Raw genomic sequence first — 16,268 nt, 5'->3', positions numbered from 1 at the left:
TGATTCGAAAGGTTTTTTGTAGAAAAATTTTCCAATGATGTATCAGCGCACTAAGTATTACTGGTTTCAATTTTGAGGCAGACACTTGAGTAATAAGCAAAGTGGCAAGCAATCGCAACTTACTGGCGAACGGGCTGAAACTAAGGTCCGAGATGTCCTACTTGATGCTAAAATCTTCTGTTCTAAGTACGAGCATGACAGGGGGGAGGATATGCTCGTCGAGCTTGAAGGCTATATTGATCAAGCTGATGTAGCGAGCGAACCGAAAATCGGATTGCTGCAAATTAAGGGGCATGACGTCGATACAACTCTAGCCAATAGTGATGGTATCGCTAAAAGACAACTTAAACTTAACCACTTGCGTAGATGGGCAGCCATTCCTCTCCCCGTCTTTGTTGTGGCTGTCGAGCTTCTCGGAAACGAGCCCCAATTTTTTGCTCGTTCGGTTGACAGCATAATAGAGGAAGTTGCACCAGCAGGACTCGAAGCGCTTGAGCAGCAGAAAATAACGATATTACTTCCCCGCGCGGTGGACCTGCCTTCATTTTTAAAGACAGAAATAGCCGGATTCTATTCACTTCATGCCTTTAAGCTTACGGGTCTTTCCGAAAATGTGATCGCCAGAAATCACTATGAGATTATTTCTTCAACTACTCCTTTTGTACTGCCCCAAGCCAAGGTATGGCTAAAGAATATACGTGTTTTATGGAAAGGTCCTTGGCGCCCGGCCCATTTCTGGGCGACGCTTAATCATATTGCCGATCAGCTTCAAGAGAAAGAGGGAGCGCGAGGTACTCCCTTGCGAGCAACAATTCATGTGTATCGGAGCTTAAAAGACAACCGAGATAATAACGCTATCGTCCACGCTTCTTGGCTTGAAGAAAATCATGCAAACACAGCATCACTAAAAGAGCTCATGAATTGGCCAAAAGTGGCACATTGGACACGCTTTCGGTTTCATGGAGAATCTTCACTCGAGGAATTACCCGAGTCTTTTGTCAAAGAAGAATCTGATGACTCATTCATTTTAAATGCAGAGAAAATCTGGATAGAACTTGATTCGATTTTTTTAGAGATAATTGGTTCTTTGACGAAAGACCTGAAGTTGCCTGATGTAAAACTGACTCAGCTGGAGGCGTCGCTTCACGAAATTGACGATGGCGCTATTAAGCAGCTTGGCCGACCGTCGCCACAGATAATCATGCTTGATAGAATGATTGATCAATATACTTTCGTTTTATCGGGTGTTTTTACTTGGATAAGGGGAAAGCCTAACGTTCCTGAGGTAAGACGAAAGCGATGGTTGAGGCAGGACTTAGAATTGGCCCAGGGTTTATATCGTTCTTACTACCCAGTAGTGAAGTTGCTTTTAGATCGATAGGCGATTGCGATAGAAAATTTCTTTAGGATTGAACACAAGACTGTCACTTGTAGGGAAGTTATCGCCAATGTCCACTCTTGGCCGACCTGCGACTAGGGGAGCCAAATTAAAATGAGGTGTTTATGTCTAAAGTAAGTGCCAAAAGGCAAATTACATTGCCTATCGATTTGTGTCGCTTAGCGGGTATTGAGCCTGGTGATGAAGTATCAATCTTAGTTGATCGACAGGGAATTATTTCTGTTGTGAAAAAAACTGTTGGTTCGGCTAAGGGAATTTTAAGGGGCGTGCGGAAGTTCAATAACATGAGCGATGAAAACTCGCTAGAGAGTGTTATGCAGTCATCGCGCTAGATGCTGATATGTAGCGTCTCTCCTTTATAAAAAATGATTTCGATGTTGTGAGTGAAATCCGTATGTCCGCCCATGGCCCGATTTTTAATGAACGGATTGAAGATGGAATTAAGGATTCCGAAGTAAAATTCAGTTCGTTTTCGCTTCTTAACATACAAAGTGTGTAGACCGGACAACTAGTCTGATCGCTTGACTTTACTAGATGGACTGGATATCTAGTCTATATCTTATGTGAGGTTGCACTATGTTAGAAGAAATCGGTTCCTACGAAGCAAAAACAAAGCTCCCTGAAATCCTTCGCCGTGTTGAGGCTGGCGAGTCGTTTACTATTACCAATCGCGGTAAACCGATTGCGGATGTGATTCCGAGTCGCGCCAGCGATAGACTAAAAACCGAAGCTGCAATTAGCACAATACTTAAAGCAAAAAAACACAAAATGAGCGATGCGGTTTCGGATCAACTCAAAGAGTCTGGTCGCAAATGACGGCCTTCGTTTTAGGGGATGGTTACAACTGTTACTAAGTTGATTTTATGTTAGGCAGCCTAATGTTAGCTGCGACTTTTGAATTGATTGGTAAAACTCAATTCTTAGGTGCTGTAGACGAGGCTAACTAATGGCGTGATTTTGTGCTCTATTCACGCCAAATTAGATCGTTTTTTGGCGTGAATACGAGAGGTAATCGCGCCACATTGTCGGCTTTGCATTCCTAAATGTCCTATGTAAGTCCAATAAGCAAATCTCTAATAGCATTTTAAATTATGTTCAATAGCTTTTTTTCGGAAAAACACTTTCGGATATTGCTTATAACCATATTTTGAGATGATCGAATAAAGCGCACATTTTTTCCTAGTTAATCCCTACATATAGTGTCCTGGAAAATTTACATTTTTAGCTATTTTTTCTAAGCGCCTGATAATCAAAATAAATGCAACATTTATTTTTCGATATATTATTAATTTTTAGTATATTAATTTAAATTATTGGAATATTTTTTTCACTGCTCCCATCATTTTCATATCGATCATTTTTTTGAAATTGGGGGGGAAATAGCATGGAAGAGAGTTTTACTATTGAAGACCTGGCAAGGTTTTTTAGTGACGTTGGCGCTCCGTCGGATCTTGGTTGTGATGAATCTGAGGTGCAAAAATGGATTTCTTTTTGCGAAGATAAGTATCCATCTAAGGGCGTTTGCACAGTAAAAAAATGGGCTGTTGTTGAATGCCAATGCAGTGAGGTGGAAAAGGGTCAGTTAACTTCTCAAGGCTTTCTTCCTTTTGTGCTACACACAAATTATGTTGAGTGGGATAGTCGTGGGCGCTGGAGAACGGGGAGTTTTGCAAGCTCATTCTTTCTTGTGGTAATCGAAGAAAATTGTCTATTTATTACGAAGAATACGTGCTACATCCTAGTGGGAGCCGGTCATTATAAATCGATTTCAACACCAATGCTGCTTTCGATTATGGAAGGATTGTCCTAGTAGATGTTTGAATGATTGATTATTCTTCGATGTAATATGCGTACAGTTTAGAAATTAAATTGTGATGGTTTTGAGTAAATATATACTGGTAGTTATAATTAATTTTATTTTTTAAATTATGATTTTCATTTCTAAATACGAATTTACCGCATAATATTCAGCTAACGAACTACTTTCGAGTAAAAACGATTTTATCGATTTTCCATTTAGCAGTTCGCCATTATTTTTTCTGTTGAACACTGCGATAGCAGTGTCGTCACTGAAGCCCATCAATTGTAGTCGTTTCCAAATGCCGAGCAATAAACTAAGTCGTTCTGCGACGTCGGGTTGAAGCAAAAACGATTGATCCTCATTAGCCATCTTTTGTATTTCCAAGTATTCCCTAACATTCATTCCTATCAAAATTGCTATTTCTTCTGGTGTGAGATTCCATTTGCTTGGAGCGCTCATTTTCCAGATCCAGTTTATGCTGGCTACAAAGTGTTGTGGGGTTAAGTCGGCATAGTTGAAGGTCATACTGCCTCCGGTTTTCCAAATCAAATTGGAATGAATGAAGGTTTTCGGCTTGGCGAGCTTAAGATTTAAAAGCGGTCTGGACTTTAGCATACACTAACACTCACATAAGCAAATGAAAATGATGTGGACTTCCTAGGTTCCAGTTGACGAATCTAAACTATTCACGGCACTTTATTCTTCATACTAAGCGCCTCATAAAAAACCCCGCAAAAAAAGCGGGGTTGAGTTAAAAAGTATTTCATTTTTGAGTGAAGGGTGTGTCCTTTTGGGCATTGAGTGTTTTGCTCATAGATCTCTCGAAATCTAGGTTCCCCTCTCTAAGTTCCTGTTTCTCGTCTCTATGTGCTCTTTCTTACCTCTAAATCGCCAATTCTTGCCTCTAAGTAACTCTAATGACCGCTAGGAATCTATGGTTCGCCACACGCCAGTCTGGTATTCGATCACCCGAGTCGCAAATAGATTGAAGTGATAACTGACTGATTATCCTAACAAAATTAGGAATTCCGGCGCATTTCGCGAGCGCGATTAAGGGCGTAATTCCTTGCCCCCGCGCGCTCGTAAAGCATTTTACCTTACGGTTCTCAACTTGAATTGTTAGTTCTCAACTTGATTTGTCGAGTTCTCAACTTTAATTGTCGTCATCAATCGAGATTTTTAGTCGATATACGTCTCAATGCTCGGGCATGAGCAAACGAGGTTTCTGTCGCCAAAAACGTTATCGATACGGTTAACGGTTGGCCAAACCTTGTGGTTTTTCAGCCAGCTGGCTGGGCGGCCTGCAACTTCACGCGAATAGGCGCGGGTCCAGTTTTCTTCCAGTACATCGTCTTGCGTGTGTGGTGCGTTGTGCAATGCGCTCGCTTCTGCAGCGATTTCACCGCTGATCACTTGGTCGATTTCTTTGCGGATGATCAGCATTGCTTCAACGAATTTATCCAATTCAATTTTGGATTCAGATTCGGTTGGCTCGATCATCAAGGTGCCTGCAACCGGGAATGACATGGTTGGGGCGTGGAAGCCGAAATCCATCAAACGTTTGGCGATATCTTCTTCGCTGATGCCGCTCGCTTCTTTTAATGGACGCAAATCCAGCAAGCATTCGTGCGCAACAAAACCGTTGGTGCCTTTGTACAAAATTGGATAAGCGCTTTCCAATTTCTTGGCAACATAGTTTGCGTTCAACATTGCAAACTCAGTGGCTTGGCGCATACCGACAGCGCCCATCATTTTGATGTACATCCAGCTGATGGGCAGGATGCTCGCAGAACCCCAAGGTGCCGCAGAAATAGTGCCGTTATTTACATCGGTACCGGGAACGGGTTGAACCGGGTGCGCAGCGAGGAAGGGTTCCAAGTGTTTGCCAACACCGATTGGCCCCATGCCTGGGCCACCACCGCCGTGTGGAATACAGAAAGTTTTGTGCAAATTCAAATGCGACACATCGCCACCGAATTTACCTGGTGCTGCCACACCAACGAGTGCGTTCATGTTGGCGCCGTCGATATAAACCTGTGCGCCGACTGCATGAACCATGTCGCACAACTGGGTGATGCCTTCTTCAAACACGCCATGAGTCGATGGATAAGTACACATAATGCAGGCGATTTGATTGCCGTAAGTGGCGATTTTTGCAGCCAGATCTTCCAGATCCACGTTGCCTTTGCTATCGCAGGCAACTACGACAACTTTATAAGTCACCATCTGCGCAGAGGCTGGGTTAGTGCCGTGAGCTGATGCTGGAATCAAACAAATATCGCGCTGGGTTTCGCCTTTGCTTTCAAAATATTTTTTGATTGCAACAAGACCAGCGTATTCGCCTTGTGAGCCGGCGTTAGGCTGCAAGCTGATGGCGTCGTAACCGGTGCAGGCCTTGAGCATCTCTTGCAGTTCTTCAAATAGTTGTTGGTAGCCCGCTGCTTGGTCGATAGGCGCAAACGGGTGCAGTTTGCCAAATTCTGGCCAAGTCACGGGAATCATTTCGGCAGTTGCATTCAACTTCATGGTGCAAGAGCCGAGTGGAATCATTGCGTTATTCAGTGCGATATCACGTGACTCCAAACGCTTCAAATAGCGCAGCATTTCAGTTTCGCTGTGATAGGTGTTAAACACCGGGTGAGTCAACACCGCATCGCTGCGCAGCAGGTCAGCTGGGATTGCGTTGTTAGCCGTGATGTTTTTGCCATCAATAATTTGTGCATCCAACGATGACAGCTCAACGCCGGTTACGCCAAATACGGCGAGCAAATTTTCTAAATCTGCAGCGGTAGTAGTTTCGTTTAGGCTGATGCCCAATGAATCATTACCCACTAAACGCAAATTGATTTCTGCAGTGAGAGCGGCTTGATTAATCGCTTTTTGGTTATCGCCAACATTGACGGTAATAGTGTCAAAGAAGTTGGTGTTGCTGATTGCAAAACCTTTGGCTTTTAATGCTGCGGCTGCGATTGCGGTTAAGCGATGTACGCGGTTGGCGATGCGCTTCAAACCATCTGGGCCGTGGTAAATCGCGTAGAACACGCTCATCACTGCCAGTAGTACTTGCGAGGTACAAATGTTGGAGTTGGCTTTTTCGCGGCGGATATGTTGCTCGCGGGTCTGCATCGCCATACGCAGGGCTTGTTTGCCGCGAGTGTCGATAGACACACCGATAATGCGGCCGGGCGCTGAGCGTTTGTAAGCATCGCGGAAGGCGAAGAAGCCGGCGTGTGGGCCACCAAAGCCCATAGGTACACCAAAGCGTTGGCTGGTGCCGACAACTACGTCTGCACCCATCGCGCCTGGCGATTTCAGCAGCATCAATGCCATCAAATCAGAAGCAACGGTGACGAGTGCGTTGTTGCTGTGGGCAGTTTCGATCAGTGCGGTTAAATCGCGTACCTGGCCGCTTGAACCAGGGTAGGAGAGCAGGGCGCCGAAGTAATCGCCATTGGCGAGTTCATCGGCCTTTGCGACAACGACTTCAAAACCGAAGTGTTCTGCGCGGGTTTTCACCACGGCGATGGTTTGCGGGTGAGTATCGGCATCCACAAAAAACACATCGGATTTGCTCTTTTTGTTCTGGCGCTTGCACATCGCCATAGCTTCGGCGGCGGCGGTACCTTCATCCAATACCGAGGCGTTGGCCATTTCCATGCCGGTCAGGTCGATGATCATTTGTTGGTAATTCAACAAAGCTTCCAAGCGGCCTTGAGCAATCTCTGGCTGATATGGCGTGTAAGCGGTGTACCAGCCCGGGTTTTCCAATACGTTGCGCAGTACTACTAAAGGCACATGGGTATCGTGGTAGCCCATGCCGATGTAGTTTTTGAAGATCTTATTTTTGCTGGCGATAGCTTTCAATTGCCCTAAAGCATTGGCTTCGCTCACCGCATCGCCCAGATTCAGCTCACCTTTCAGGCGGATACCTTCAGGTACAGTTTTGTCGATCAGCTCCTTGACTGAGCTAACGCCCAGCGTTGCCAGCATAGCGGCAGTTTGTTGGGCATCCGGGCCGATATGACGCTGCACAAACTCGTCATGATTGGCCAATGAGGATAGCGGAGCTGAACGAAAATCAACTGACATAGGAACTCTCTGTATAAGGAAATCAATAATAAAGACGGGAGAGGGGTGCGGCCGAAAAACTACGGGAAAAACCTGCTAAAAGGACGCCTGCTTAAAAAGGCGGCAATGTTATCAATTTGGGGCATTTCGGGCAATCAAGCCGTTGATGATTGGCGCCTCGCGTCGGTCCGTTTTGGGTGTGGTTGAGTTTTTCGCGCGAGCGGCTGGAACAAGAAGGTAACAGGCGACTCATATGCCTGTTATGATTCAGCTCCGCGCGCCTGCGCCATCCATAATAACTCTGTATTGAAAGGCCTATGTACCACGACTTTTTTGGGCTCAAAGAACCTGCCTTTTCCATCGCTGTAAACCCGCGCTATCTCTTTATGAGCGACCAGCATCGGGAAGCCTTGGCGCATCTTCTATACGGCATTCAAAACGGCGGTTTTGTGATGCTCACCGGCGAAGTGGGTACCGGCAAAACGACCATCATTCGCTGCCTGCTTGAGCAGCTACCGCCTAATACCGATATCGCGATTATCCTCAATCCTATGGGCAGTGCGCCCGAGCTGCTCTCTACGATTTGTGATGAGCTGGGGGTTGGCTATATTGCCGATGACTTGACCGTAAAAGGTCTGACCGATGCCCTGAACCAATTCTTGCTCGAAAATCATCGCAAAGGGCGCAAAACAGTCTTGTTGATTGATGAGGCGCAGCTGTTAAAGGTGCCTGTATTAGAGCAAATTCGTCTGCTGACTAATCTGGAAACCACAACTGAAAAGCTGTTGCAGATTATGTTGGTCGGTCAGCCTGAGTTGAAAAAATTGTTAGCGCGCCCGGCGTTGCGGCAGCTATCGCAGCGGATCACCGCACGCTTTCATTTGGAGGCGCTGAGCCTGCCGGAAACCAAAGCCTATATCGCGCATCGCTTGAAAGTGGCTGGGCTACCGGATCATCAGCGCCCCTTTAATGATGCGATGATTAAAAAAATCCATCAGTTCAGCGGCGGTATTCCGCGCTTGATCAATGTGATCAGCGAGCGATTGTTGTTAGGCGCTTATGCGCAAAATCATCATCAAATTGATAAGCACATCTTTGCGGCAGCAGTAAAAGAAGTTGCTGGTACTACCACGTTGGAAGAGGAAAAACAGGCGTCCACACGCACGTCTTGGCATCTGCTATTTGTAGTGGCAGTGATTGGAGTTATGGCGGCGGTGTGGTGGCTGGTGCCGGATGAAGCACCTGTAACACCGGTAGTCGCACAAGACGCAAATAACTCAACAAACTCAGCGGCGCAATCATCGGCTGCGACTATCCAAACTCTGCGCGAGCAGCAATTGGCATCGGGTTCGCTTAATGAGCTTCGTAACTCATCGCCTGCCGCTGCATCACTGTCACCTGCGGCGATTGCTCTGGCAACACGCGATCAGATAGCGGCACAGTTGGCGTTATTTTCCTATGTGGGTATTAGCGCGGCTGATGCTAAAAATCCATGTTTGGTGGTGAAAGCTTCCGATTATGTCTGCGAAAAAGCGCGCATTAATTCCTGGGATGAATTGAAAGATGTGAATCGCCCAGGCTTGCTCACCTTGGCGACGCCCGATAAAAAATGGGTCTATGCACTGCTGATTGGCTTAAGTGAAAACCATGCACTTTTGCTGGATAACGGTGCAGAAAAAGTTGTGAGTTGGAGTGAATTGGCCAAGGTATGGAATGGCGATTTGTTGTACGTTTGGTCGCGCCCGAAAGCATTTGAGCAGGATTTGGAAATGGGCGACAAGAGCGATTTGGTTACCTGGATTGCTGAGCAATTTGCAGTGCTTGATCAGCAACCCGCGCCTCTTACTCGTCAATATTTCACTGAACGGCTGCAAAAACGGGTGGAGTTATTTCAATCGACCCAAAATATCCTGCCGAATGGTGTGATAAATGCGCAAACTCTGCGCCGGTTAAATGAAGTGCTGGGAGTGGATAAACTTCTGGTGGAATTGGATGAGCAAAAATTACTTGCTCCGTTGGAAACACAAGGGCTCTAGTTTATGTCGTTAATTTTGGATGCCCTGAACCGCGCCGAAAATGAGCGCAAAAACCAAAATGCGGTGCCGGATCTCAATACTTTGCATCGTCCGCAGGCGCTGTATTTGGAATCAGACAGGCGCCGCAGTCTGGGGTGGATAATCGCGGGTGTTGTGATCGTTATTGCGGTTATCGCTGCAGCAATATTTTTTCTGCGCGCTGAACCTGTCGCGCCATCTGCTGCATCTGCTCCCTCTAATGCTGTTGCCCCAAAAGTGGAGCAACAGCAGGCTAATCAGGCTGCATCTGCCTCAGTAGCAGCTGCTCCTGTAGTTGAATCAGTTGCGCCTGTGGATGCCCCGGTAAAGCCTGCTCCGCAAGCAGCTGTGCCTCAAACTTCGATATCGCAATCACAGGAAAAGGCTGCTCAAACTACTGAGCCAAGTGCAGATGTAAATCAACTTTACGCAGCGGAAGATGCTGAACCATCTGCGCCTGTGGATACAGGTGTAAATGAGCTTTATGCCGCAGAGGCGGCGACGACGGCAGCATCCGAATCGATTGTTGATCCGTTTAATCAGCCGGTTGCGGTTAATCAAGCGGCTACGGCGCAAGAAGTTGCTTCGCCGCGCACCTTTGATAGCATCAAAAATATTCCTGATTTCAATGCGCTGCCTTGGAATATGCGCCAGCAAATTCCGACTATTTCTTATGCTCGTCACAATTATCTGGCGGGTGGGGTGAGCAGTGTAGTGATTAATAATCAAACTACAGGTGTGGGGAATATCATTGGCACCGGGCAATTTGTTGTACAGGAAATTTTTGTCGATGGCGTAGTACTAAAGCATGGCAATGCGGTTTTCAAACTGCGCGCGCTGACTGGCTGGATCAATATGTAAGTCTTGGTTGATGCGAAAAGTTGAGCCAATAAAAAAGGAGCGCGAGGCTCCTTTTTTATTGAATATCTGAACCAGTTTTATGACTGTGGCGCTATCTTTGATTGCAGGTAGTTTTGAATACCCACTTTGTCGATCAGTGACAGCTGGGTTTCCAGCCAATCTACGTGTTCTTCTTCCGATTCCAGAATGCTTTTCAGCAGGTCACGGCTAACAAAGTCGCGCACACCTTCACATACGATAATGCCATCACGCAGATCTGGAATTGCTTTCAATTCCAGTTTCAAATCGGACTTGAGCATTTCCGGTGTATCTTCACCTATATGTAGCTTGCCTAAGTCTTGCAGGTTCGGCAGACCTTCGAGGAACAAAATACGTTCAACCAACGCATCAGCGTGTTTCATTTCATCGATAGATTCGTGGTACTCATGATCGGCAAGCTCTTTCAAGCCCCAGTCTTTGTACATGCGTGCATGGAGGAAATATTGGTTAATGGCTACCAGCTCATTGCCCAATACTTTGTTTAACACGGCTATTACTTTTGGATCGCCTTTCATGGAGTGCTCCTTATGCGATAAATAACAAAAGGAAAGTCTGGGCGTTAGGGCGGGTTATGTCAAGCGGAAGGTTTTTCTAAGTTGTTGATGCGTAAGGAAAAATAACTAAAAATGACAATGATTTCGATTCTGTTTGGTGTGCGGCCAGCTTTAGGCTACGGCGTAGAATTGCGGCAAACCGCCAATCATAGGTGTGTCATTTAGTGCTTCATCGAGCAATTCACGGGTCATCACAGAGCATTTGCCACATTGACTGGCAACCCCAAGGGCTTTGCGCAATTGTTTAATGGAATTGGCGCCATCATCAATTGCCGCTTTAATTTGGCGGTCGGTGATACCTTTGCAAAGGCAGACGTACATATGAATTACCGGGAAAAGTGGTGGTTGTGGTGCGATCAAATCGCAGATAGGAAAACTCTAATGCTAATGAGAATTTGTGTCAATAAAATTTGATAGGGGATCGCATTTAGTATGGATTTATATTCGCGGTTATAACTGAAGTGTTGAGAATGGATTAATGAGCCAACCAAATGGCCATAGTCACAGTTTTGCGCGCACTATATAGAAAATTAATAGGACTCACTCGTGTGCCTGTGTATCATAGCTGCGCACTATCAATAAACATCAGGCAATCAATAACTGGCCATCAAATGTTCACAATCAGTGAATAGTCTTTGGCTTCCGATTCCTGTTTTTACCCTCACCGATTCAGGTGTCAACCATATAGGAGATTAGCTATGGGCGTATTAGTTGGTAAAAAAGCACCAGATTTCACTGCAGCAGCGGTATTGGCAAGCGGCGAGATCGTAGATGGTTATAACTTTGCTGCGGCCACTAAAGGCAAAAAAGCAGTTGTATTCTTCTATCCATTGGACTTCACCTTTGTATGTCCATCAGAGCTGTTGGCCTTTGACCATCGCGTAGAAGAGTTCAAAAAGCGCAACGTAGAAGTGATCGGTGTGTCTATCGATTCACAATTCACTCACAATGCATGGCGTAACACTCCAGTAAACGAAGGTGGTATTGGTCCAGTTAAATACACTTTGGTTGCTGACGTTAAGCACGAAATCGCTAAAGCATTCGACGTTGAATCTGCTGACGGTGTTGCTTTCCGCGGTACTTTCATCATCGACGAAGCTGGCGTAGTTCGTTCACAAATCGTTAACGACCTGCCAATCGGCCGCAACATTGACGACACCATTCGCACTGTTGATGCTCTGATTTTCCACGAGCAACACGGCGAAGTGTGCCCAGCTGGTTGGAAAGAAGGTGATGCAGGTATGGACGCATCGCCAGCAGGTGTTGCCAAGTACTTGGCAGAGCATGGCGATAAGCTCTAAGTTTTACTTTTAGCTATCAGTCTTGTAAAAAGCCCGGCTTCTTGCCGGGTTTTTTATTTTAAGGGCGATATATATGTCTGGTGCAGCAAAAAAAATCGATCTTCACCCCAGTTGGCTGACTCATCTGCAAACAGAGTTTGAGCAGCCTTATATGCAGAATCTCAAGGCATTTTTGCTGGCAGAGAAACAGCAAAATAAGGTGATTTATCCTGCATCAATCAACATATTTAATGCCTTTAACTCCACGCCCTTGGATCAGGTAAAGGTAGTGATTTTAGGGCAGGATCCTTACCACGGCCCCAATCAGGCGCATGGCTTGTGTTTTTCAGTTCAGCAGGGCATTCAGCCTCCTCCATCCTTACAAAACATGTTTAAAGAGCTGAAACGCGATTTGGGAATGGATATTCCGACGCATGGTTGCTTGCAATCATGGGCGAACCAAGGGGTTTTGCTGCTCAATGCAACCCTGACGGTAGAGCAGGCGCGGGCTGGTTCCCATCAGGGGCAGGGTTGGGAAGCCTTTACCGATAAGGCGATCCAACTGGTTAATGATCAATGCCAGGGGGTGGTGTTTCTATTGTGGGGTAGTTATGCGCAGAAAAAGGCGGCTTTTATTGATGCGCGTAAGCATCTGGTTCTGAAAGCGCCTCATCCATCACCCCTTTCCGCTCATCGTGGATATATTGGTTGCGGTCACTTTTCGGCAGCCAATCAGCATCTACAGAGTCTGGGCAAAGCGCCTATTGATTGGCGTATTTAACCTGCTCTTTACCATCGCAAGTCTTTAAATCCTTAGTTTTTTTAGCTCCCCGCGGTGTAAACACCCTTGCGGAAATTTACACATAATTTTGTCATTGTTAATTGACAGCGCTGTCACATGGGAGTAATTTTGTTCGCTATTAGGTCGCCCTTATCTGTTTTTTGTTGCTAGGGTTATATATGTGATGTGCATCAATAACAATGAAAGTAAATGCACAGCTTTATATGAAGAGCCAAAAAAAATAAATCTACCTCTAGAGAATTCGCTTTCGTCCTGAAAGCGAAAATGTTTGAACCTCGCATCCTCCCAGATTGCAGTTCAGGCATGTGTGTACCGGAAAACAATAATTCCTGTCGATAATAAAGGAGAGCTCCATGTACAAAACAAAAAGCTTTAAGAAAAAACTTCTGACAACCGCTGTTGCATCTGCCGCCAGTTTGAGTGGTGCTGTATTTGCACAAGACGGCACTGTAGAAGAGGTGATGGTAACGGGTATTCGTGCATCGGTTGTGCAAGCAATGGATACCAAACGCAACGCAGTGGGTGTGGTTGATGCGATCTCTGCAGAAGATATCGGTAAGATGCCAGATTCCAACCTTGCTGAGTCTCTGCAGCGTATTTCAGGTCTGTCTATTAACCGTTCCGATGGTGAAGGTTCACAAGTTACTGCCCGTGGTATCGGTGCAGAATTAAACATGGTGACTTTGAACGGCCGTGTAATGCCTGCGGTTAAAAATAGTGAAACAGGCGATGCATCTACTCGTGCATATGACTTTGCCAACTTGGCATCCGAGTCTGTTTTTGGAGTAGAAGTTTATAAAACTGGCCGTGCTGATGTTGCTACCGGTGGTTTGGGCGCAACAATTAATATTAAAACCTTGCGTCCACTTGAGGCAGGTAGTCGTGCAACTATCGGCGTGAAAGCGGTACAAGACGAAACTGTCCGCAATGGTGCGGGTGATGAAATCACGCCTGAGGCATCAGGTTTGGTTTCGTGGGCGAATGATGACGATACTTTCGGTGTTGCATTGACTGGTTCTTTTCAGCGTCGTGATAGCGCTAACGCGAATGTATTCGTAAACAACTGGGCGAATATTGAAGAATGGGGGGCAGGTTCGACTGGTCGTTTTGCTAATGGTGTGGTAATCAACAATGCTCCAAATGCTGGTGATTTGTACGCCTTGCCAACTGATTTGCGTTATGAGGTGCAAGACAATACTCGTGAAAGAACTAACGCTCAAGGTGTTATTCAATTCAAGCCAACCGAGCGTTTGACCGCAACTTTGGATTACACCTTCTCTGAGTTGGATCGTCATTCCGAGCGAGCACAACAATCTGTTTGGTTCAACACCAGCGCAATTTCTGAATTGACTTTCGATAATGGCGCAGTTCGCACACCGGTTTTGTATCGCGAAGCGTATAACGGTACCAAAGATGTATCTTTCGCTGGCGGCGAGCTTGACTCTCACACCCAAAATAACTCTCTTGGTCTTAACTTTGCCTTTGACGTTAATGACCAATTTAAAGTGACCCTCGATTATCACGATTCCAGTGCAAATAACTATACCAACGCATTAGAAATGGGCCTGAATGCCAACATCGTTACTGAAGAGTACGTTGATTGGTCCAAAGATATGCCGTTGATGAGCGTGAAAGTCAACGACTGTATTACCCGTGTTCGCGCTGATCGTCCTGAGTACGTGAATGGTAACTGTAACGGTATAGTTGACGGAGGTGATGTCAGCGGTGCTATGACAAACAATCCTACTTCGCATAGCCGTACTGAAATTGAACAAACTCAATTGTTTGGTGAATATCAATTCGATGGTTCAGGGTTCTTCGAAAATGCCGGTTTGAAGTTTGGTATCGAGCAGCGCAAAGATGTTAACTTCAGCAAGGCTTCTGGCGATAACCGTCAGGGTGTTGGTAACTGGGATGGTGTAGATCCAGGTTTATTCCCCGATCAATACTTTGAAAGCCGTGATTTTGGTCAGGATTTCCCGGACTATGGTTCAACCACTGGTAGCAATTTGTTTATTACTGGTGTTGATGGAAATCTCTCCAAGTTGATTGAATCTGCCGAATCAATTTATGCACTTAACTCCAAGGCGCCATTGCCAGGTCAGGATCCCAACTGGTCGAACGATTTCTATGACTTTGTAAATGGCAAAGTTCAATGGAATGGCAAATACAACATCAATCGTACAGTTGAAGAGGATACCAAATCCGCTTACGTTCAATTTAACTCTAATTTTGAGTTGGGCGGCTTGGACTCCAATTTAGTTGTTGGTTTGCGTTATGAAGAAACTGATGTAAGTACTTCGTCGGAAGTTAATGATCCAGTAATCCTTTGGTGGCAAAGCGATAACGACTGGGGCGTGGTTTATGCTGATGACAAAACCAAGAAAAACCATAAAGGGTCTTATGACTATTTATTGCCAAATATTGACTTTGATATCAGCCCAATAGATTCATTAAAGTTGCGTGCTTCTTATAGTGAAACTATTGGTCGTCCATCTTATGCTGATTTGCGTCCAGATACCGGTCTTAATGATCTGTATTTGCGCACTGCAAATGGTGGTGATGCTGGCTTGAAGCCAATGGAATCGCAAAACTTTGATCTCTCTGCTGAGTGGTACTACGCTGATTCCAGCTACATGTCTTTAGGGTATTTCCGAAAAGATGTTGATGGATTTATCGGGACTCAAATCTATGATGAAACCATTAATGATTTGCGGGATGTGCGTTTAGGACAAACTGCTATAGCTAGTGGTATTCCACAAAGTTCAGAGCAAGCATTGCATGATTACGTGCTGGCGAATTCTGCCCCACAATATATCTCCACAACCAACAACAGCTGGGTACGTGCGGATGGAGATGATCCTTTGTTGGTATGGCGAGTTAATAGACCGGTCAACGATAAGTCTACAACGATTGATGGTATTGAGGCCGCTATCCAGCATTGGTTTGGTGAGTCGGGGTTTGGTTTTCAGGCAAACTACACTATGGTTGACTCGGATGTTGAGTTTAACAATCTCTCAACTGAAGGTCAGTTTGCTATGACTGGTTTGTCAGACACTGCTAACGTAGTTGGTTTCTACGATAGAGATGCATGGCAAATTCGTTTAGCTTACAACTGGCGTGATAGTTTTCTGGAAAGCCGTACCGCTGGTGGTGGTAACCAACCTGAATATGTTGAGGAGTACTCTCAAATCGACGTATCTATTGCTTACGAGTTCAACGAAAACCTGACATTTACCGCTGAAGGTATCAACGTGACTGGCGAGAACTACCGTACTCACGGTCGCTCTGAGGCGCAGATATTATCCTTGGAAGACTTGGGTGCTCGTTATCAAGTAGGCTTTCGCTACACATTCTAATTTAGTTTGATTGTATTTAAGCGATAACCTTGAAACAAAGCCGCTGGAGAC

13 protein-coding genes are annotated in these 16,268 nt (G+C 45.6%); 9 read left to right on the top strand and 4 right to left on the bottom strand.

The genetic code is table 11. The features are described 5' to 3' along the window. Positions 1-85 precede the first annotated feature (85 nt). The 4 genes from SPL68_RS17545 (at position 86) to SPL68_RS17530 (ending at position 3,209) form a co-directional block, all read left to right on the top strand. Positions 86-1,381 carry a hypothetical protein gene (locus SPL68_RS17545; RefSeq protein WP_323816473.1) on the top strand — a complete coding sequence of 432 codons (1,296 nt, stop codon included), beginning with the start codon at positions 86-88 and terminating at the stop codon, positions 1,379-1,381. 122 nt (positions 1,382-1,503) lie between these two features. Next, complete coding sequence (locus tag SPL68_RS17540) at positions 1,504-1,731, top strand: AbrB/MazE/SpoVT family DNA-binding domain-containing protein (RefSeq protein WP_323816472.1); 228 nt, start codon at positions 1,504-1,506, stop codon at positions 1,729-1,731. Between the two features lie 244 nt (positions 1,732-1,975). Next, complete coding sequence (locus tag SPL68_RS17535) at positions 1,976-2,215, top strand: type II toxin-antitoxin system Phd/YefM family antitoxin (protein WP_323816471.1); 240 nt, start codon at positions 1,976-1,978, stop codon at positions 2,213-2,215. 568 nt (positions 2,216-2,783) lie between these two features. Continuing rightward, complete coding sequence (locus SPL68_RS17530) at positions 2,784-3,209, top strand: DUF6957 family protein (RefSeq protein ID WP_323816470.1); 426 nt, start codon at positions 2,784-2,786, stop codon at positions 3,207-3,209. A gap of 111 nt (positions 3,210-3,320) precedes the next feature. On the opposite strand, the gene SPL68_RS17525 is transcribed toward SPL68_RS17530, so the two are convergent. Continuing rightward, a complete protein-coding gene (locus SPL68_RS17525) occupies positions 3,321-3,725 on the bottom strand; it encodes a hypothetical protein (RefSeq protein ID WP_323816469.1) in 405 nt (134 codons plus the stop codon). Positions 3,726-4,379: 654 nt separating this feature from the next. Then, positions 4,380-7,289 carry an aminomethyl-transferring glycine dehydrogenase gene (gene gcvP, locus SPL68_RS17520; protein WP_323816468.1) on the bottom strand — a complete coding sequence of 970 codons (2,910 nt, stop codon included), beginning with the start codon at positions 7,287-7,289 and terminating at the stop codon, positions 4,380-4,382. Positions 7,290-7,585: 296 nt separating this feature from the next. Here gcvP and SPL68_RS17515 point away from each other — a divergent pair, with 296 nt between their 5' ends. After that, entirely contained in the window at positions 7,586-9,304 is a 1,719-nt protein-coding gene (locus SPL68_RS17515) for an ExeA family protein (protein WP_323816467.1), read from the top strand. Between the two features lie 3 nt (positions 9,305-9,307). Beyond that, entirely contained in the window at positions 9,308-10,183 is an 876-nt protein-coding gene (locus SPL68_RS17510) for a hypothetical protein (protein WP_323816466.1), read from the top strand. A 77-nt stretch (positions 10,184-10,260) separates the two neighbouring features. On the opposite strand, the gene bfr is transcribed toward SPL68_RS17510, so the two are convergent. After that, on the bottom strand, positions 10,261-10,737 hold the full coding sequence (bfr, locus tag SPL68_RS17505) for a bacterioferritin (RefSeq protein WP_323816465.1): 477 nt from the start codon (positions 10,735-10,737) through the stop codon (positions 10,261-10,263). A 150-nt stretch (positions 10,738-10,887) separates the two neighbouring features. Beyond that, on the bottom strand, positions 10,888-11,097 hold the full coding sequence (locus tag SPL68_RS17500; RefSeq protein ID WP_323816464.1) for a bacterioferritin-associated ferredoxin: 210 nt from the start codon (positions 11,095-11,097) through the stop codon (positions 10,888-10,890). A gap of 377 nt (positions 11,098-11,474) precedes the next feature. Here SPL68_RS17500 and SPL68_RS17495 point away from each other — a divergent pair, with 377 nt between their 5' ends. The 3 genes from SPL68_RS17495 (at position 11,475) to SPL68_RS17485 (ending at position 16,217) form a co-directional block, all read left to right on the top strand. Continuing rightward, positions 11,475-12,077, top strand: a complete 603-nt coding sequence (locus SPL68_RS17495) for a peroxiredoxin (RefSeq protein ID WP_323816463.1) — start codon at positions 11,475-11,477, stop codon at positions 12,075-12,077. A gap of 73 nt (positions 12,078-12,150) precedes the next feature. After that, the gene (gene ung / locus SPL68_RS17490) at positions 12,151-12,837 is read left to right on the top strand and encodes a uracil-DNA glycosylase (protein WP_323816462.1); all 687 of its coding nucleotides are present in this window, start codon (positions 12,151-12,153) and stop codon (positions 12,835-12,837) included. Between the two features lie 374 nt (positions 12,838-13,211). Beyond that, positions 13,212-16,217: a TonB-dependent receptor gene (locus SPL68_RS17485; protein WP_323816461.1), complete on the top strand. Its 3,006-nt coding sequence runs from the start codon at positions 13,212-13,214 to the stop codon at positions 16,215-16,217. The last annotated feature ends 51 nt before the right edge of the window (positions 16,218-16,268 follow it).

The sequence above is a fragment of the Cellvibrio chitinivorans genome (assembly GCF_035117775.1).
Classification (GTDB): Bacteria; Pseudomonadota; Gammaproteobacteria; order Pseudomonadales; family Cellvibrionaceae; genus Cellvibrio; species Cellvibrio chitinivorans.
Note: the sequence above shows the minus strand (reverse complement) of the source record. Positions and strands in the feature narration are given on the sequence as shown.

What these genes read in the sequence shown, in the direction of transcription:
- SPL68_RS17515 (WP_323816467.1), top strand. Translation starts at nt 7,586, where the DNA reads ATGTACCACGACTTTTTTGGGCTCAAAGAACCTGCCTTTTCCATCGCT.
- bfr (WP_323816465.1), bottom strand. Translation starts at nt 10,737, where the DNA reads ATGAAAGGCGATCCAAAAGTAATAGCCGTGTTAAACAAAGTATTGGGC.
- SPL68_RS17500 (WP_323816464.1), bottom strand. Translation starts at nt 11,097, where the DNA reads ATGTACGTCTGCCTTTGCAAAGGTATCACCGACCGCCAAATTAAAGCG.
- SPL68_RS17510 (WP_323816466.1), top strand. Translation starts at nt 9,308, where the DNA reads ATGTCGTTAATTTTGGATGCCCTGAACCGCGCCGAAAATGAGCGCAAA.
- SPL68_RS17525 (WP_323816469.1), bottom strand. Translation starts at nt 3,725, where the DNA reads ATGACCTTCAACTATGCCGACTTAACCCCACAACACTTTGTAGCCAGC.
- ung (WP_323816462.1), top strand. Translation starts at nt 12,151, where the DNA reads ATGTCTGGTGCAGCAAAAAAAATCGATCTTCACCCCAGTTGGCTGACT.
- gcvP (WP_323816468.1), bottom strand. Translation starts at nt 7,289, where the DNA reads ATGTCAGTTGATTTTCGTTCAGCTCCGCTATCCTCATTGGCCAATCAT.
- SPL68_RS17535 (WP_323816471.1), top strand. Translation starts at nt 1,976, where the DNA reads ATGTTAGAAGAAATCGGTTCCTACGAAGCAAAAACAAAGCTCCCTGAA.
- SPL68_RS17485 (WP_323816461.1), top strand. Translation starts at nt 13,212, where the DNA reads ATGTACAAAACAAAAAGCTTTAAGAAAAAACTTCTGACAACCGCTGTT.
- SPL68_RS17495 (WP_323816463.1), top strand. Translation starts at nt 11,475, where the DNA reads ATGGGCGTATTAGTTGGTAAAAAAGCACCAGATTTCACTGCAGCAGCG.
- SPL68_RS17530 (WP_323816470.1), top strand. Translation starts at nt 2,784, where the DNA reads ATGGAAGAGAGTTTTACTATTGAAGACCTGGCAAGGTTTTTTAGTGAC.
- SPL68_RS17540 (WP_323816472.1), top strand. Translation starts at nt 1,504, where the DNA reads ATGTCTAAAGTAAGTGCCAAAAGGCAAATTACATTGCCTATCGATTTG.